Source organism: Bacillus spongiae (assembly GCF_037120725.1).
GTDB classification, from domain to species: domain Bacteria; phylum Bacillota; class Bacilli; order Bacillales; family Bacillaceae_K; genus Bacillus_CI; species Bacillus_CI spongiae.
This window is the reverse complement of record NZ_JBBAXC010000011.1, coordinates 1-18,099: the sequence shown is the minus strand read 5'-3', so window position 1 is coordinate 18,099 and position 18,099 is coordinate 1. Positions and strand designations below refer to the sequence as shown.

18 protein-coding genes, 1 pseudogene and 2 riboswitches are annotated in these 18,099 nt (G+C 37.7%); of the genes and pseudogenes, 5 read left to right on the top strand and 14 right to left on the bottom strand.

Translation table 11 applies throughout. The features are described from left to right. Positions 1 to 129: 129 nt before the first annotated feature. Positions 130 to 2,685: a vitamin B12-dependent ribonucleotide reductase gene (locus WAK64_RS13690; RefSeq protein WP_336587551.1), complete on the bottom strand. Its 2,556-nt coding sequence runs from the start codon at positions 2,683 to 2,685 to the stop codon at positions 130 to 132. Between the two features lie 345 nt (positions 2,686 to 3,030). After that, complete coding sequence (locus WAK64_RS13685) at positions 3,031 to 3,867, bottom strand: lipoate--protein ligase family protein (RefSeq protein ID WP_336587700.1); 837 nt, start codon at positions 3,865 to 3,867, stop codon at positions 3,031 to 3,033. A gap of 124 nt (positions 3,868 to 3,991) precedes the next feature. Here WAK64_RS13685 and WAK64_RS13680 point away from each other — a divergent pair, with 124 nt between their 5' ends. From WAK64_RS13680 to WAK64_RS13670, 3 genes and pseudogenes are all read left to right on the top strand, one after another. Beyond that, the gene (locus WAK64_RS13680) at positions 3,992 to 4,408 is read left to right on the top strand and encodes a rhodanese-like domain-containing protein (protein ID WP_336587550.1); all 417 of its coding nucleotides are present in this window, start codon (positions 3,992 to 3,994) and stop codon (positions 4,406 to 4,408) included. A gap of 158 nt (positions 4,409 to 4,566) precedes the next feature. After that, positions 4,567 to 5,430 (top strand): annotated as a pseudogene (locus WAK64_RS13675) (AraC family transcriptional regulator). Positions 5,431 to 5,474: 44 nt separating this feature from the next. Beyond that, positions 5,475 to 5,855, top strand: a complete 381-nt coding sequence (locus WAK64_RS13670) for a VOC family protein (protein WP_336587549.1) — start codon at positions 5,475 to 5,477, stop codon at positions 5,853 to 5,855. 137 nt (positions 5,856 to 5,992) lie between these two features. Here WAK64_RS13670 and gcvPB read toward each other — a convergent pair whose 3' ends face one another. Genes gcvPB through gcvT form a run of 3 tightly spaced genes read right to left on the bottom strand, consistent with a single transcriptional unit; the run spans position 5,993 to position 9,914 of the window. After that, a complete protein-coding gene (gene gcvPB, locus WAK64_RS13665; protein ID WP_336587548.1) occupies positions 5,993 to 7,450 on the bottom strand; it encodes an aminomethyl-transferring glycine dehydrogenase subunit GcvPB in 1,458 nt (485 codons plus the stop codon). Next, positions 7,443 to 8,789, bottom strand: a complete 1,347-nt coding sequence (gene gcvPA, locus WAK64_RS13660; RefSeq protein ID WP_336587547.1) for an aminomethyl-transferring glycine dehydrogenase subunit GcvPA — start codon at positions 8,787 to 8,789, stop codon at positions 7,443 to 7,445. Before gcvPA ends, gcvPB begins: the two co-directional genes overlap by 8 nt. Positions 8,790 to 8,807: 18 nt before the next feature. After that, the gene (gene gcvT / locus WAK64_RS13655; RefSeq protein ID WP_336587546.1) at positions 8,808 to 9,914 is read right to left on the bottom strand and encodes a glycine cleavage system aminomethyltransferase GcvT; all 1,107 of its coding nucleotides are present in this window, start codon (positions 9,912 to 9,914) and stop codon (positions 8,808 to 8,810) included. Positions 9,915 to 10,157: 243 nt separating this feature from the next. After that, positions 10,158 to 10,231: riboswitch (glycine riboswitch) on the bottom strand. Positions 10,232 to 10,234: 3 nt separating this feature from the next. Then, a riboswitch (glycine riboswitch) is annotated at positions 10,235 to 10,329 on the bottom strand. A gap of 169 nt (positions 10,330 to 10,498) precedes the next feature. On the opposite strand from gcvT, the gene WAK64_RS13650 reads away from it, so the two are divergent. Together WAK64_RS13650 and WAK64_RS13645 are read left to right on the top strand one after the other, a co-directional pair. After that, positions 10,499 to 12,196: a DEAD/DEAH box helicase gene (locus tag WAK64_RS13650; RefSeq protein WP_336587545.1), complete on the top strand. Its 1,698-nt coding sequence runs from the start codon at positions 10,499 to 10,501 to the stop codon at positions 12,194 to 12,196. Continuing rightward, complete coding sequence (locus WAK64_RS13645) at positions 12,162 to 12,944, top strand: YqhG family protein (protein ID WP_336587544.1); 783 nt, start codon at positions 12,162 to 12,164, stop codon at positions 12,942 to 12,944. The genes WAK64_RS13650 and WAK64_RS13645 overlap by 35 nt, the downstream gene beginning before the upstream one ends. Positions 12,945 to 13,026: 82 nt before the next feature. Here WAK64_RS13645 and WAK64_RS13640 read toward each other — a convergent pair whose 3' ends face one another. Genes WAK64_RS13640 through comGA form a run of 9 tightly spaced genes read right to left on the bottom strand, consistent with a single transcriptional unit; the run spans position 13,027 to position 17,625 of the window. Beyond that, positions 13,027 to 13,203: a YqzE family protein gene (locus WAK64_RS13640; RefSeq protein WP_336587543.1), complete on the bottom strand. Its 177-nt coding sequence runs from the start codon at positions 13,201 to 13,203 to the stop codon at positions 13,027 to 13,029. Between the two features lie 35 nt (positions 13,204 to 13,238). Beyond that, a complete protein-coding gene (locus tag WAK64_RS13635) occupies positions 13,239 to 13,742 on the bottom strand; it encodes a shikimate kinase (RefSeq protein WP_336587542.1) in 504 nt (167 codons plus the stop codon). 9 nt (positions 13,743 to 13,751) lie between these two features. Continuing rightward, on the bottom strand, positions 13,752 to 14,096 hold the full coding sequence (locus tag WAK64_RS13630; protein ID WP_336587541.1) for a hypothetical protein: 345 nt from the start codon (positions 14,094 to 14,096) through the stop codon (positions 13,752 to 13,754). Then, a complete protein-coding gene (gene comGF, locus WAK64_RS13625) occupies positions 14,089 to 14,523 on the bottom strand; it encodes a competence type IV pilus minor pilin ComGF (RefSeq protein ID WP_336587540.1) in 435 nt (144 codons plus the stop codon). Before comGF ends, WAK64_RS13630 begins: the two co-directional genes overlap by 8 nt. Beyond that, entirely contained in the window at positions 14,507 to 14,812 is a 306-nt protein-coding gene (locus WAK64_RS13620; protein ID WP_336587539.1) for a type II secretion system protein, read from the bottom strand. Before WAK64_RS13620 ends, comGF begins: the two co-directional genes overlap by 17 nt. Further along, entirely contained in the window at positions 14,796 to 15,248 is a 453-nt protein-coding gene (comGD, locus tag WAK64_RS13615) for a competence type IV pilus minor pilin ComGD (RefSeq protein ID WP_336587538.1), read from the bottom strand. The genes WAK64_RS13620 and comGD overlap by 17 nt, the downstream gene beginning before the upstream one ends. Beyond that, positions 15,217 to 15,534 carry a competence type IV pilus major pilin ComGC gene (gene comGC, locus WAK64_RS13610; protein WP_336587537.1) on the bottom strand — a complete coding sequence of 106 codons (318 nt, stop codon included), beginning with the start codon at positions 15,532 to 15,534 and terminating at the stop codon, positions 15,217 to 15,219. Before comGC ends, comGD begins: the two co-directional genes overlap by 32 nt. 11 nt (positions 15,535 to 15,545) lie before the next feature. Continuing rightward, entirely contained in the window at positions 15,546 to 16,613 is a 1,068-nt protein-coding gene (gene comGB / locus WAK64_RS13605) for a competence type IV pilus assembly protein ComGB (protein ID WP_336587536.1), read from the bottom strand. Next, positions 16,540 to 17,625, bottom strand: coding sequence for a competence type IV pilus ATPase ComGA (gene comGA, locus WAK64_RS13600; RefSeq protein WP_336587535.1), 1,086 nt, complete (start codon positions 17,623 to 17,625; stop codon positions 16,540 to 16,542). The genes comGB and comGA overlap by 74 nt, the downstream gene beginning before the upstream one ends. Between the last annotated feature and the right edge of the window lie 474 nt (positions 17,626 to 18,099).

Genomic DNA, 18,099 nt, shown 5'->3' with positions numbered 1-18,099 from the left:
GATACATAAATAATGATATGGAGATGAAATTAGAACTAATTTTATGAATTATGCTTTAGACAGGTTTCCTTCACGGATGGCTAAATCATACTACCAATAAAAAAAGGACGACAATTGTCGTCCTCAACATTATAGTCCACACTTTAACTGTGCACCACAATTCGTACAAGTATTACAGCCGCCAACTTCCTTCACCGTTCCTTTTCGGCAGACAGGACAAGTATTTCCTACTTCTGATCCTATCGTAACATTTGTCGAGCGAATTTCTTGAATCGTATCAACTAACACCACTTTATGCTGATTTTCCTTCTTGTCATCTTTGTTTTCCGTGCCATTTTCCTCGGCTTTTAACGTGAGTACTTGGGAATCACGACTTCCATCTACATAAACGGTACCACCTTTAGCCCCGCCTTTGTAAAGACGTTCATATACCTTTTCCACTTGTTCCACGGCAAATCCTTGTGGTGCATTCACTGTCTTCGATATCGAGCTATCAATCCAACGCTGAATGACACATTGTACATCTGCATGAGCTTCCGGCTTTAAATCCATTGCCGTCACAAACCAATGAGGTAATTCAGATGGATCTGTATCAGGGTGATGTTGCAAATACTCTTGTACGATATCTGCTTTTACTTCAATGAATTTTCCTAATCGACCGCTTCTGTAATACGTAAAGGAGAAATAAGGTTCAAGACCTGTCGACACCCCTACCATCGTACCTGTACTTCCCGTTGGAGCAACAGTAAGAAGATGCGAATTTCGAATCCCATTCTCAAGAATCGCATTTTTTACTTCTATTGGCATCTGAGACATAAAGCCCGTTTCTACAAACCTCCGTCTTAAACGTAAAGTTTCATCATCGTTAGCTCCTTCGAGGAATGGAAAGCTGCCTTTTTCTTTCGCAAGATTAACAGATGTTTGATACGCTGTTACGGCAATCGTTTTAAAGACTTCCTCTACTAATTCATTTCCTTCAGGAGATCCGTATTCTTTCTCACAATATATTAATAAATCGGCAAGGCCCATTACACCAAGGCCCACTCGTCGCTCTCCAAGTGCTTGTTTTTTGTTTTCATCTAGAAAATAAGGAGTGGCGTCGATAACGTTATCTTGCATTCTGACACCCACCTCAACCGTTTGCTTTAATTTCTCAAAATTAACGGTCTTCGTTTCTTTTTCTGCGAATTGAGCTAAATTAATGGCCGCCAAATTACAAACAGAATAAGGTGCAAGTGGTTGTTCACCGCATGGGTTTGTCGCCACAACTTTTTGATCATAAGCTTTTGCATTCGTTTTATCGTTGGCATTATCGATAAAGAAAATACCAGGTTCAGCAGAATATGTCGCACAAATATTGATTAAATTCCATAACTCTCTTGCACGAATTTTTCGATATGAACGTACTTTATGACCCATCTTTTCCCACTCACGTACATCCCCTACTTTTTGCCACTCGTTATTGTACACTTCCATATCACGTTCATTATAGCTTTCAACATCTGGAAAACGCAGCTCGTACTCTCCATCATTTTCAACAGCTTCCATAAAATCATTTGTTAAACAAACAGATATATTAGCCCCTGTTAAAAACTCTGAATTATGAACACTGTAGTTACCGCCCGTTTGTAATTTTTCTTCAGCATTTGAAATAATATTTTCGTCAAACCCGCCAAACCCTTCAATGTGTTTGTAATTCACTATCCCTTGATACATCGCTTTTTCTTCTGAAGTTAGAGGCGTAAACTTCAACTTGTTGATCGCCACTTTTTTTATTTGTTCATCTTCTGTATTTTCTAACAAAAAGCGAAGAATTGCCGGGTTTTGCATTTTCGAAATAATAAACTCTATAATATCTGGATGCCAGTCCGCCAGCATAATCATTTGAGCTCCACGTCTTGATCCACCTTGTTCAACTAGATGTGTTAGTTTCGCAATATCATCCAGCCAAGAAACAGATCCAGAAGATTTTCCATTTACTCCTTTTGCTAAAGTGTTACGTGGTCTTAAAGTGGATCCGTTCGTTCCAACTCCACCTCCACGGCTCATAATCTCCATTACCTGTTTTCGGTGTTCAGAAATACCTTCTCTTGAATCTTGAACAAAAGGCATAACATAGCAATTAAAATACGTTACATCCGTTGCCGCACCCGCTCCGTATAGTACTCGTCCAGCTGGTACAAAGTGTAACTTGGATAGTTCATGATAAAATTTCTCAAACCACTCTTGGCGTTTTTCTTCCGTTTTCTCCACGGCAGCTAGACCAGTCGCATTCCGTTTGGCAATTTGTTCATAATACACTTCGAGAGGTTTTTCAATGACATCTAAATTTCTTGAAACGATTCCAGTCTTGGCTTCAAGTGGGTGATCAATTGCACTTCTGAATTCTTCCTCAATCCACACATCGGCCATGTTTTGTTCCCAATCAATCTTCTTTATAAACCCTAGCCCTCGTGCCGGAAACTTAGGATCATCTTTTATCGTTAGTACGACAAAATCTCCCTCAGATAACGTCATTTTTTCTGTGTCCTTGAAAGAGTAACGATCGATCATGACTAACCGTGATACACCTTTGTGAGTCGTATTCATTTCTGACGTAACAGGATGAACCTGTGGAAATAAAGAAATATCCTTATTTAACCGTTCCACATTTATCGACATTTTACTATTTGAAGCAACTAACATATGTACAACCCCTTTTATCGTAGTAATGGCTACCATGGTTTCAATCTTGCTGTTGCAAATTCCGTAGCTATATATAGAAAATTATAATTTGTACTTTTCTCTAATTACACAATATATAGTATGTTCAACACATAAGAATATACTATATATAGAAAAAATGGTCAACCACCAAAATGTTTGTCAAATGAAAAATTTGCTAGTAAAACGAGAAAATCGAAGAAATGGGGAGAAAAAAATGCATTTCTCCTATTAATAGAAAATGTTTTGCAGTTGCACTATTTCTTCTTCTCTGAATCCCCCAATAGAATAGAAAAAAGCGACATATTGTCGCTTTTTGTAAAAAAATTATCTTTTAAAATTCCACTCTTTTGAAGCATATTTTTGTAATGCTAGCTCTTCAACATAATCCTTTTCCGTTTTCGATAATTCATACGGCTCTAATGTAATGGAAAGCCCATCTTCAAACCCCTTATGAAAAGCTGTTTTAGCTTCTTCAATTGAAACTCTCCGTGAGGAAATATCATTAATGGCAACAGCCTTATTTTTAAATGCCCGCTGCATTCTTTCCTTCACACGATCATTTGGATACTTGAAAAGACTAAATAACTTATCTTCATCGAGGTCCAACAGAATCGATCCATGTTGTAAAATAACCCCTTTTTGACGAGTTTGAGCACTTCCTGCTACTTTTCTTCCTTCAACAACTAGCTCATACCAGCTTGGTGCATCAAAACAGACAGAAGAACGGGGGTCTTTAAGGCTTTTACGTTCCTCATTCGTTCTTGGAATAGCAAAATAAGCTTCTAAACCCAATTGGTGGAATCCATTTAAAATCCCTTGAGAAATAACGCGATACGCCTCTGTCACCGTTTTGGGCATCTCAGGATGGTCTTCACTTACAATCACACTGTAGGTCAGCTCATGCTCATGGAGAACGCCACGACCTCCAGTAGGTCTCCGTACAAATCCTAACCCATGCTCTTTTACCATGTCTAAATTGATTTCACGATCAATCTTTTGGAAATATCCTATGGATAAGGTCGCCGGGTTCCACTCATAAAAACGAATCGTTGGCGGAATCTTCCCTTCGCTATGCCAATTAAGTAAGGCTTCATCTAAAGCCATATTATAATACGGTGAACATTCACCACTATCTATAAATCTCCATACTTCTTTTCCCATCATTTCACCCTCAATTTCATATCATAATCCGTCTATAGTCTATCAAATCAGTCTACTTTTTTAAAGAAGATGCACTTCCGTAAATTTTTCTTTTGATTATAATCCAAAAGATGAATATAATAGAATGTATCGTATTAGTTTGAAAGGGGCAAGAAAGTTGGCAACTTGGCAGATTTTATTAGTTATTATTTTTGCTATTATTGTTTACTCAGTGGTTATGTATCTCAGACAAAAGCGCATTCTAAATGCCTTATCCGAAGATGATTTCCGCGCTGGTTATCGCAAAGCACAGCTCATTGATGTTCGCGAACAGAACGAATTCGAAGGAGGCCATATTTTAGGTGCACGTAATATTCCACTTTCGCAATTAAAAACGCGAATAGCGGAAATCCGTCCGGATAAACCAGTATACTTATACTGTCAAAGTGGAATGAGATGCGGACGTGCAGCTGGAATGCTTTATCGAAAAGGATATAAAGATCTCAATCACCTTCAAGGTGGTTTTAAAAAATGGACTGGGAAAATTAAAAAGAAAAACTAGATCTATTTTTGATGTGTAAAGCCTCGAAAGACAAGTTATGTTCTTTCGAGGCTTGTTTTTTGTCGACAAAGGATGACTGCTTTAAACAGACAGGGTCTCATCATCTATTTTATATATAATAGATTCATTATCGATGTCTCTATATGGAGGTAATTACAATGAGTGTTCATGATTGTACCAATCATGTTTTACATGCTAGAAGTAAGCACTTTTATTGGGAGGGTAGCGGTCAACTTTCCCTCAAAACATTCACAAATGGAAAAGCTCATTATAAAACAAATAGTGGTTTTTATGCCGTTGAAGAAAATCGTTACTTACTACTTAATGAAGGGGACTATACCATCTCAATTGAAGAACAAAACGAGGTTGAATCCTTCTGTGTATTTTTTCGCAAAGGATTCGCGAAGGAGATTTCCCACACACTCATTACTCCTACAGATAAGCTATTAACAGACCCTTCTAACAGTACACTCACAGTTGATTTCTTTGAGAAAACATATCCTACCAATACAACAATCTCTGCTTATTTAAGCCAATTTTAGAAGAATGTAACCACTCATCAAAATGATTCCATTGGATATGAAGAAGAATTTCATGGATTAATGCAACTGCTTTTATTGGAACACTTCACATTAAATAAACAAATAGAAGCTTTGCCTGCACTGAAAGCTTCTACTAGGGAAGAATTATTTCGAAGAGTTAGCATCGCTCATGAGTATATTAGAGCTTTTTATCATCAATCTATCCAATTAACTGAACTTGCTAAGGTTGCAAGCTTATCACCTAATCATCTATTAAGAAATTACTCACTCGTCTATGGAAAAACCCCTCATCAACATATTACAGCCTTTAGAATGAACAAAGCCAAACGGCTATTATCTAAGCTTGACTTCACCATCACCGAAATAGCCTACGATCTAGGATTTCACCATCCAGCATCCTTTAGTCGACTATTTAAGCAGCATGTCGGAATTTCTCCCCTCCAATATCGAAAAAAAGTGATATTGGATAAGAAATTTTAATGTTTCTTTATTATGATGTAAAAAAGGAAAGGAGAGATATATAAATGAATACAAATATGATTCAAAAAGTCGGTCAGATTGGGATACCTGTAATAGACCTAGAGAGAGCCACCCATTTTTATCAAGAAAAGCTTGAATTACCACTTCTATTTAACACAAGTAGTATGGCATTTTTCGAGTGTAATGGGCTACGACTTCTTTTAAGCATAGCGGAGAAAGAAACGTTTAAGCAATCAAGCTCTGTCATTTACTTTCAAGTAGAAAATATAAAAAAATCCGCTGATGAATTACTTGGAAAAGGGGTGCTTTTTCTAGATGAACCACATCTTGTAGCCAAAATGGGACAAACAGAGACGTGGATGACGTTTTTCCAAGATACAGAGGGGAATACTCATGCTTTAATGAGTGAAATAACGACTTCGTAAGTTACTAGACTCCTGCTACATAAATGATTGCAACCTATACAAGAAGTCACCATCCCCTACTCTCGTACCTTAATTTCTTTCAAACTAGAAAAAGCACATGACAGTAAATGAAATGTGCTTTTTCTTCGTATCTGTTTTTATTTTTGATAACGTAAAATCGGTTTACGAGCTGCTGTCGCTTCATCTAAACGACTGATAACCGTCGTATGAGGGGCTTCTTGCACCGTTTCAGGATTTTCTTCTGTTTCTTTAGCAATTTGGATCATCGCATCAATAAATGCATCCAACGTTTCTTTTGATTCTGTTTCTGTCGGCTCAATCATCATTCCTTCTTCCACGTTTAATGGGAAGTAAATGGTTGGTGGATGATAACCGAAGTCTAATAATCGCTTCGCCATATCTAGCGTTCTAACACCTAGTTTCTTTTGACGACGACCACTTAGCACGAATTCATGTTTACAGTGACGATTATAAGGAAGGTCAAAATAAGGCTCTAGTCTTCTCATCATATAATTCGCATTCAATACCGCATTTTCCGTCACCGCTTTTAAGCCATCAGGCCCCATTGTACGAATATACGTATAAGCCCTGACGTTGATTCCAAAGTTTCCATAGAAAGGCTTAACGCGTCCGATAGAATCTGGACGATCATAATTGAAGAAATAGGTTTCTCCATCTTTCTCGAGCGTAGGCTTTGGTAAATAAGGAATCAGGTCTGATTTCACTCCAACAGGGCCTGATCCTGGACCTCCACCACCGTGAGGACCCGTAAACGTTTTATGAAGATTTAAATGAACAACATCAAAGCCCATATCCCCCGGTCTAGCTTTTGACATAACCGCATTTAAATTCGCGCCATCATAATACAACTTGCCTCCTGCATCATGGATAATGGTCGCCATCTCCAAAATGTTCTCTTCAAATAACCCTAAAGTATTCGGATTCGTAAGCATTAAGGCAGCTGTATCCTCACCTACTACTCGTTTTAGATCGTCTAAGTCAACAAGTCCATTTTCATCTGACTTTACCGTTACGGTTTCAAATCCTGCCACAGTGGCGGAAGCTGGATTCGTACCATGAGCAGAATCGGGTACAATGACTTTTGTTCGGTTTACATCTCCATTTGCTTCATGGTAAGCACGAATCATCATAAGCCCTGTCCATTCTCCGTGGGCACCTGCAGCAGGTTGGAGTGTGACCTCATCCATTCCCGTAATTTCTTTTAAATGCTCTTGTAGGTCATACATTAACTCCATCGCACCTTGAGTAGATGATTCCGGCTGCAATGGGTGAACATGGGCAAACCCTGGATATCTTGCAACATTTTCATTGATTTTCGGATTATATTTCATTGTACAAGAGCCCAATGGATAAAATCCCGAATCAACACCATGGTTACGGTTCGATAAGGCGGTATAATGTCTCATAATATCTAGCTCAGAAACTTCAGGAAGCTCAGGTTCTTCTTCTCGAATATATTCTTCCGGTAAAAGCTGAGAAAGGTCGGCTACTTCAACATCTAGCTCTGGAAGACTATATCCAATACGTCCTTCTTTTGTTAATTCAAATATGAGTGGCTGATTTTCTTTATGCATGATGTTCCCCCACTTCCTTAACAAATACGTCAATTTCCTCTTTTGTTCTTAGCTCTGTAATCGCAACGAGCATATGGTTGTCTAGCTCGACGAAATCCCTACCTAAATCATAGCCAGCAATGATCCCTTTTGTAAGAAGCTTTTCATTTAATTGTTTTACTGAAGAATTCAGCTTAACAACAAACTCATTAAAGGAAGGACCGGAAAACACAATCTCAAATCCTTGTTTTTCGAAAGCTTTCTTTGCATAATGAGCTTTTTGAATATTTTGGACCGCCATCTCTTGAACCCCTTTTTTACCTAGTGCTGTCATTGCAACAGAAGCGGCAAGGGCATTCAATGCTTGGTTTGAACAAATATTTGACGTTGCTTTATCACGGCGAATATGCTGCTCTCGTGCTTGTAACGTTAACACAAAGCCTCGACGGCCTTCTTCATCTGTTGTTTGACCAACTAAACGACCCGGAACTTTCCGCATAAGTTTTTTCGTTACAGCAAAATAACCACAATGAGGTCCACCAAACGCAGCAGGGATACCAAATGGTTGTGCGTCACCTACTACAATATCTGCTCCAAACTTACCAGGAGGTGTCAACACACCAAGTGCTAAAGGATTTGAAGAAACGACAAACAGCCCTTTATGTTGATGGATAATGGATTCTATTTCTTGTAGCGGTTCTACACGACCGAAGAAGTTTGGATACTGTATGACAGCCGCTGCAATATCGTCATTCATTAATTCCTCTAATTTCGCTAAATCTGTTACACCATCTTTATGAGGAATTGTAACAACCTCAATATATTGTCCTTTTGCATATGTTTCCAATACAGCTAATGATTCAGGATGAACCGTTTCAGAGACTAATACTTTCTTGCGTCTCGTTTGACCACAACTTAACATCGCGGCTTCCGCTAAAGCTGTCCCTCCATCGTACATGGAAGAATTGGCTACATCCATTCCTGTTAATTCACAAATCATGGTTTGATATTCAAAGATGGCTTGTAGCTCACCTTGAGAGATTTCAGGTTGATAAGGCGTATATGCCGTATAAAACTCTGAACGAGATAAAACATGATCGACGATAGTTGGGATGTAGTGGTCATAAACTCCGGCACCTAAAAAGGATATATACTGTTTCAAATCAGCATTTTTACCAGCTAATGTTGAAAGTTCCTTCATTAAAGAAGTCTCTGGCTTTGCCTCTTTAATGTTATACTCGCCTTGAAAACGTACTTTTTCTGGAATATCTGAGAACAATTCATCCACACTCTCAACACCAATTGCTGATAGCATTTCAGCTTGATCTTTGTCGGTCATTGGTAAATAACGATGCTTCATACTTTTTCCCCGCCTTCCTTATTTCTTCGGTCGCTTATAAAATGGTGTAGGAACTACAATTGCTTTTAACGGTTTATTTCGAACTTCAACCGTAACCTCTGTTCCTATTGCTGTAAACTCTTCTTGTACGAGCGCAAGTCCTACATTTTTTTTCAATGTTGGAGATTGTGTTCCGGTTGTCACTTCTCCAATAACTGTATCCCCGCTATATACTTTGTAGCCATGTCTAGGTATTCCTTTATCAACCATTTCTATTCCTACAATGCGGCGGGCTGGCCCATTTTCTTTTTGAGCTACTAAAATATCTTTTCCAATGAAATCCTCAGGTTTTTGAGTTTTTACAGCAAAACTAATCCCTGCTTCAATAGGAGAAATGTCCTTTGTAAGTTCTTGACCATAAAGGGCAAGGTTCGCTTCAAACCGTAACGTATCTCTCGCACCAAGGCCACACGGAAGAAGCCCTTCTTCTTCCCCTTCACGAAGAATCGCAACCCAAAGCTTTTCAACATCTTCTGCCTTACAATAGATTTCGAATCCGTCTTCACCTGTATAGCCTGTACGAGAAACTAACGCTGTAATCCCATCAATGTTCACAGCTGGTAAAAAGCCGAAAAATGATATCTCTTGTAAAACGGTATCGGACACAAGTTTTTGCAGGATGATTTCTGCACTTGGTCCTTGTATCGCCAGCTGAGCTGTTTGATCTGAAACATTCGTTAAGACGACCTCTCCACTCACATGGCTTTCTAACCAATCGAAGTCTTTCTCAATATTAGAAGCATTGACGACAAGTAAATAATCTTCTTCTTCACGCTTATAGATTAAAAGATCATCTACAGTTCCACCGTTTTCATAACACATTGCCGTGTATTGAGCACGCCCTACTTTCAACTTACTCACATCATTTGTCATCATCTTATTTAAGAAAGTAAGACTATCCTTCCCTTTTACTTCAAATTCTCCCATGTGAGAGACATCAAACAATCCCGCTTTTGTTCGGACGGCTTCATGTTCACGTTTAATACTTGAAAACTGAACAGGCAGCTCCCATCCACCAAAATCAATTGTTTTCCCACCATACGCTTTATATGCGTTAAAGAGTGGAGTTCGTTTTAATTGAGCCACAATGTTTCCCCCTTCATTTCATCCCTACATACTTTCTACAATTTGAAAAATTAAAGCTGCCCTTTTTACATCAGGTGAATTCCTACCACAGCACTGACGATAAAAGAACAAATCGTTCTATTTATCATAAATAAGTGAGGAAATTTTTATAGATAAGGTGCATAACCTACATGCTCTTACTTTCGTAGCCACCCTTTTCCCTTTAAAAAAGGACAGAGGAATTCCATCGTAACGATGAGATTCCTCTGTCCTTTCACCTGAAAGTTTACCATAATGGTTTTCCCCTTGGGTGGTTTCAAACGAAACACTCTCCAGAGATGCGTCCAACAAGAGTCTTTTTGCCTGAGAGATTCACGAAGTATTTCGCTTGCTCCTTCGGCGCTGAAATGAGTTCAGTCTCTCCCCTTGCTATCATTCGCCTATATTCGGTTACACTATTGGACATACTAGAATAATAATGCAAAAGTTAAAAAGTAGAATGTTCGGGTTTTGGTATTTTATAAACTTTTCAAATCTTTACATACATCCTACCATCATTAACTTCTATTCGGCAATATTTTTATGCTTTCAAAGGAGATGTTTTTATGAATATCACGATAAAATTTGATAAAAACTGGACTAATGATTTTTTGGAGCGAATTGAAAATGATGGCCCTTGGGGAAATTGGGAGCTGTTCAAATTGGCATTAGAAGTGGAGAATCATACGGTAATTCCGAACTTTGAAGGGCTACAAGCCCCAAAACATTTGCCTAATTTGACCCCATTACCCCATCAACTTGATACGGCTAGACAAGTCGTTGAACAAATGAATGGAAAGGCCATTCTTGCCGACGAAGTTGGATTAGGTAAAACAATTGAAGCAGGTCTCATATTAAAAGAGTATATGATCCGTGGTTTAGTTAAAAAAGTCTTGATTCTCGTTCCTGCTTCACTTGTTTCTCAATGGACAAGTGAGCTTAATAGTAAATTCTTCATACCAGCTGTTCCTCAACGGAAAAGCTACGTTTGGGACCAATGTGATATCGTTGTTTCTTCTATTGATACAGCAAAGCGAAATCCTCATCGAGATAAAATTTACGAACAAAACTATGACCTAGTGATAATCGATGAAGCTCATAAGCTGAAAAATCCAAAAACAAAAAACTATGAGTTTGTCCAAAATTTAAAAAAGAAATTTTGCTTACTATTAACCGCGACCCCCATACAAAACCGATTAGAAGAAATATTCTTCCTAGTTTCTTTATTAAAACCTGGACATTTAGGTAGCCAATCAGGCTTTATGGATAAATATCAAAAAGGAGAACGCACACTAGTTAATGACCAACACTTAAAAGACCTTATCAATACCGTAATGATTCGACATCGCCGGAAAGATACTGGTATTGAATGGACGAAGCGACATGTTCAAACAGAAATCATTGAGTTTTCTAAAGAGGAACAGGAATTATACGACAGTATCTCCTCCATAACCCAACAATATGATGAGTACATGACTAGTTCTTTTTCCATACTCACTCTTCAAAGGGAAGCATGCTCTAGTCGGGAAGCGGTATTTTTCACCTTAAAAAACATGTTAGAAAAAGAGGAGATCACGTCAAACCTAAAAAATAGAATTCAATACATGATGCAGAAAGTAGAACAAGTTCAACAAAATTCAAAGGCAAAGAAAGCGATAGAAATTATTCAACAAGTGAACGATAAAGTCATTATTTTCACTGAGTATCGTGCGACCCAACTATATCTACAATGGTTTTTAAAGCAGCACGGGATTTCCTCCGTTCCTTTTAGAGGCGGTTTTAAACGTGGAAAAAAAGACTGGATGAGAGAGCTATTTAAAAATCACGCCCAAGTTCTTATTGCCACGGAAGCAGGTGGAGAAGGTATAAATCTGCAATTTTGTTCCCATATGATCAATTTTGATTTACCTTGGAACCCTATGAGACTCGAGCAACGAATTGGCCGTGTACATCGATTAGGTCAGACGGAGGATGTAAAGATTTATAATTTTGCAACAAAGAATACAGTAGAAGAACATATTTTAAAACTACTATACGAAAAAATCCACCTATTTGAGCGTGTCGTCGGTGAATTGGATGATATTTTGACGAAAATTGAATTCGGTGATATGGAAGAATATATGAATGATATTTTTACATCATCAAAATCAGAAGGAGAAATGAAAATTAAAATGGAAAATTTAACATCGATGATTCAGTTTGCACAAAATATGAAGGAGGGTCAAAAAGATGCAACAACAGGAAATACATCAATTTCTTCATAAATATTTCACCGAAAATGGCTGTGAAATTATAGAAAATGCCGCTGACTATTTGAATGTACAATTAACCATCGACCTTGATAAACAGCTAATGAACCGCCCTTTTTATTGGCATTACCTTGAGAAAACGGGCGGGACGCCAAACCCAATGCAATTAACCCTTATCACCAATCCAGAACATGTCTCGAATAAAGTTAAAGGTGAAGTACTACATTTCGGATCACCTCGACTTCACCAAATTTTCCAATCAACAAAAGCTATTTCTGCCTATATTCGCCTTTATGAACAAACGCCAATGATAGCTGGAAAACAATCTCCCCTATATCCTTGGCTATGTTTAAATGTAAAAATATCTTATCAATGTGATTTAAAGAAAGATACGCTACGTTCATTTGGACTGAATTTAATCAACGGTCAGCTTGATACAACATTTCATGATAAGCTCCTAAACAAAAAGTGGACGCCAAAAATTCCCGATTATTGTTTTACTTTAACTCCCATCATTAAACCCGTTAGCGGAATGTCTAGAATTGAGAATTATATTACACAAGAAATTCAACGTGAGAATCACCAATGGGCAGAAGATGCAAGAAAAAGATGGGACGCAGATTTAGCTTTACTTCACTCTTTTTATCAAGACATGGAGACAAAGCCAGAATCATTTATTGTTGAACAACGCGCGCTTCAAGATCAATACGAACCTTCCATTGAGGTAGAAATCATTAATGGTGGGCTCTTTTACCTTCAGTAATCTCTTTATTCATTCTGTCGGTCAACTAATCTTGCCTTGCATAAAAAAAGCAAGTAGAACGCTAATTATTCTACTTGCCCATCTATTTACGTTTAACTATCGCCATAATCACATATGGGATCACGCCAAACCAACGAAATAAAAACGTAGATTTTTGTTGTTTCCTTTTTCGACGAATGGATTTTCTCTCTTCCCTCGGTTTATCAAAATGTTGCACTAAATTTTCTGTTACAAATTTAACGTAATCATTTATTGACATGCTAGCACCTCTTTTCAGGCACTATTATAACCAGCTTACCTCTCTTTTAGACGTAAAAGAATGGAATCGACCGTCTTTTCAACGGGGTAATTACTTGTATTTATACAAATATGGGCTGCCTTTACATACTGTTGCTTTCTTGATTCGTAGAGTCTTTTTAGCGACTCTTTACTAGAAGAGGAAGCAAGGGGACGATTCGGATCTCTTCTAATTCGCTTCCACAATAAGTTAAAATCAGTCTCTAATAAAACGACAATCCCGCTTTCCCTCATATACTCTATATTGTCTTCGTTTAATACGATGCCTCCACCTGTTGTAATGACAGTATTAGGTTTCGAAAGACGCTGTAAAACAATCCCTTCCATTGTCCGAAAAGTCTCTTCGCCATCTTCCGCAAATATTTCCGGAATACTTTTTTGAGCTTGCTCAACGATAGCATGATCCGTATCTACAACAGGAATATCTAATTTTCTTCCTAATGCACTACCAATTGTCGTTTTTCCTACACCCATAAAGCCAATCAAATAGATTGTTTTCAAACTAATTCCCTACTTCCATTCAAATATCTTTCCATCCTTATTATACATGAATGACCTAGAGAAGGACTGTTCATTTCGCCATAACAATAAAGACATCCTCTCCTTCCCCTCTATCATATCCTTTCGATACGTAACATTCCCCTTCTCCCATTCTACAAACCCCTTTGTATCCGTATTTTGCATGGCTATTTCAGCGGTCAGCATAAGCATCACTTCATTTTCATAATCTTCTTTCATCATTGTCATTATTCGATGATGAGTACTTGAATAAGAAGCATAGGCTACTATCGTTGCACAGCAAATAAGAAAGAAGAAATACGTAAAAGGTAATATATACCCTTCCTCCTTATTCATCTATGTTCTCTATATAAGAATATACTTTAGCTATTCTCGTTTCTCCCGTTTTAAACGTCATGTTTAGCTCTACACCCCCATCTATTTTTACAAAAGTCGACTCTCTTACACCTTGTAAAATTACTTCATGCCCTTGTAAGTTGACTCTTCTTCTAATTAAATTGCTATATCGTTCGTAACGAATACTCTCTCCATCTCCTTGAAACGTGATGTAATGGTCATACACATCGATATGGTTCGCTGCTTTCATCTCTTGTTGTAATTGTTTTAAAAAAAGATGCCATTCATGTGGATAACCATATTGCCTCGTCTCCATCTGATACAATTGACTTAACAATAAACCAAAATAAGAGGTAATCATGAGGAAAATTGAAAATGAGATGAGATTCTCAAGAAACGTAAAACCCTTTTCATCTTTTACGTACACAAAGGACCACACCCTCTTGTTTAACGCATACACCCGTGTCGATTTCCCATATAAGTTGAAATCTACCTTCTCCCTTTTTTATCTCCTCGTTTTGCTTTTGAGCGGAAGTAAAAAATACATTCTCTACTTCTTCAAACATGACTCTTGCACTTTCAAGCTCACGTTCTTGTTGACGTTGTTTTTCATATTGAATATAGATTACTGGAAAAATCGATGCGACAAGAAAGAACAAGCTGAACAACGCAATTAAGCTTTCAGGTAAAGCGTATCCCCTATTGTTTTTCAACATAGAATCTTCCTTTGCCAATAAAAAAGGTGCATTTTATTGTTTGATTTTCTATTTGAAACTTTATCGTGCCGAAGCGGTTCGTGTTTCCATTTGGATAAAAGGTAAAGCTGTTAAAGCTATTTGATTGAACCGAACTATTTTCAGGTAACTGTCGAACAAATAAGAGCTTTCCTCCTTGTGTTTTCACATGATATTTGTGGGAATAAAATTGAACGTAAACCGCTGTCTCATAATGAATGGCATACGTCTGAGCTTCATACAAATCTATTGTTAACTGGTGAATAAATTGTCTTTGTTTTGACTGAGATTGGAAGGCTTGGAAGGAAAAGGTGGCGAGGGAAAAAATGATGGAAACCATAAAGAGCACAAAAAGTGTTTCTAGTAAGGTGAAGCCAGCCTGTGAATTATGGTGCTGCTTGTTCTTCAACTTTTCCATTACTAATCACATACGTCTTTCCATTCGAACAAACATTTTGATTCGTTTTTAAATACCCTTCATTGACAAGATCGTCGATTGATCCTGGTGTTGCATTAAAATCTAATTTATACGCTTCGACTTGTCCCTCAATCATCGTAACAAGCGCTTCACACCCTTTATCATTAATGCTGTCACTTCGATTGGTTAAGTTAGGAATGGCTAATAGTAATACGACTGAGATGACAAGTAAAACGATCATCATCTCTATCATCGTAAAACCCTTTTCATTGTTCCATTGTTTCATTATCCATCCTCCTATATCGTTTTCATCATTTCATACATCGGAAGCATAAGTGACAAATACATCATCACGACAAAAGCACCAATAAACCCAAAAACAATTGGCTGAATCCATTGTAAAATTTTCTCCGTCCTCTCCTCCATCTGTTCAAGGCAAAATGAGCTAAAGTAACGTAGCTCTTGCTCTAAAAGACTATTCTGTTCACCATGTCGAATGACAATGGGTAATTCAGGAAGATAAAATGGTAAATATTCAAGCGTACTCGGAAAGGACAAGCCATTGTCAAGATGTGCCTTAATCGAACTCCCCTGCTTCTGAAAAAATGGGCGAAAGGATTGTTCCTCAAAAACCGACATCGCTTTATTAATCGATAACCCACTTTTAAGGAGAAAACTTAATTCTCTTGAAAAGAAATGAGTAAGGTAGCTTCTCACATAAAACGAAACGACGGGAATCCTCAATAGCACGCTCACTTGCTTTTCAGGAGGAAGCCATCTTCGACATGTAAAGGCTACATACCCAGCGATTAAAAGAACCAAAGCGCTGACTAACAATACCATTGGAAATTGCTTTATTCCTTGTAAAAATAACGCTGAAAAGCCTTTTGGCTCATAACCCATTGTGTAGTAAAGTCTTTCAAATTGAGGAAGTAATACTACTTGAAGAAGCAGGAGAAGACCATTAAAAAACAAAAATAAAATGAGAGGATACTGGAGGGCTTTGAAAAGTTTTTTCTGTTCTTGTTTTCGCTGTTGCAGGAAATAACCAGCATCTACGAGTGCTTGCGACACGTTACCGTGAGCCTGCGCAAAGTAAATTTGAGCACAAATTTGATTTGAAAAACCTAATTTTTGTAACACTTCGTGAAGTGCAGCTCCACTTTTTAGATCTAATAAAATTCTCTTTGCGTCACTAGTCTCTTTCTTTTCTAAATACAAAAATAAAAATTCAATTCCTTCTGATAATGAAAAACCTTGTTGAAGCATTTCACCAAGTCTAATCAGAAAATCATCTTGATGTCGAAGGGATCGCTTCTTTTTGAAAAGCCCAGCGTTTATATTCTTTTTCAGAAATATAACCAAGTGCAACCCCCTTCCTTAACATATCTTGCAGTAACGGATAGGGCATGCTTACCTCTTGCCCCTTCGCTTCACGTATACACGTTTGAAGGGCTTTTCCTGACAATATTTCATACACACTCACCCGCTTATTATGATGCTGGTTCGTACAAGAAGATTTTTCTTGATGAACACAAAGAGGACATTGCAATTTCACTAACCTTTGAGCAGTCACCGCAATTAATGTTTGCTGAACTTCTTCCCATTTAACCCCAAATTCCATTAACCGGTAAATCGCTCCTTTAGCGTCTCTCGTATGCAAGGTCGTCAAGACTAAATGACCTGTTAGAGCTGCACGAATCGCAATTCCTGCTGTTTCTTGATCACGAATTTCTCCGACCATAATAATATCTGGATCATGACGTAGAATTGCGCGTAATCCATTTGCATAAGTAATACCAGCCTTTTCATTCACTTGAACTTGCAGTAATTCTTCATTTTGCTTTTCTACCGGATCTTCAAGGGTAATGACATGACGGTTTAACTTCTTGGAGCAATGCTCAATCAAGGAATAAAGTGTGGTCGTTTTTCCACTTCCAGTCGGCCCTGTAAAAATCATCAGTCCGTGAGAATGCATTAGAAGGGCATGTAGCTTTTTAGCTGAAGAAGGAAACAGAGACATTTGTCCAATTGGGAGGGCAGCTTCTTGAGGTAATACACGAATAACGAGGCTTTCTTTTTGATGAGCAGTAGGAAGTGTTGATAATCGAATGGCAAGAGGGCGTTTTTGAAACCGAAAATGAAGGGCACCAGTTTGCGGTTTACGCTTCTCTCCAATGTCCATAGAAGCTCTAAATTTAAAGTGTGAGATTAATCGCTCCGCTTCTTCAAAGGAGAGAATCTGACCTTTATACAAATGGCCTAAAATACGGAATTGGATGGAGTAATCTAGCTTTCGGGGAAGAAGATGAATATCTGAGGCATTTAATACAATGGCTTTTTCTAGAACTTCATTTGCAAGCTGTTCAATAATCATTACATTACTATTCCCACCTTTCTTATTTGGCTATTAGAAAAATTCAACGCACAAGGAGATATTCCTTCTTTTTTGAAACTCTTTTTGAAATTTTTTTCTTAATGAGAATTACTTGATCCTCCAATTGGAGGAATAATAATTGTCTATCGTCCATCATTGACAAGATAAACGGTAAGGATAAAACCATTAGTAATTTTCTATTTTTATTTATTATCATGAAAAGAATGGCGGTTTACGAATTTTGAAACACTTGCCCTCCCCATTCAGAGGAAAGAAAACAGAGAATTATTTAAAAAGAGGCTGGGACAAAACCCACCTCTGAGATGAAAAAGCCGGTGAAATTTTATGATGAGTAAAATTTCACCGGCTTTGTTTATTTTTTGAATTAAAATAAGGACCACTTCTGATAAAATAGAGTTCTCACACAAAATCTCATCGAAAGAAGGGTCCTTATGTTTAAAAATTATATCATGA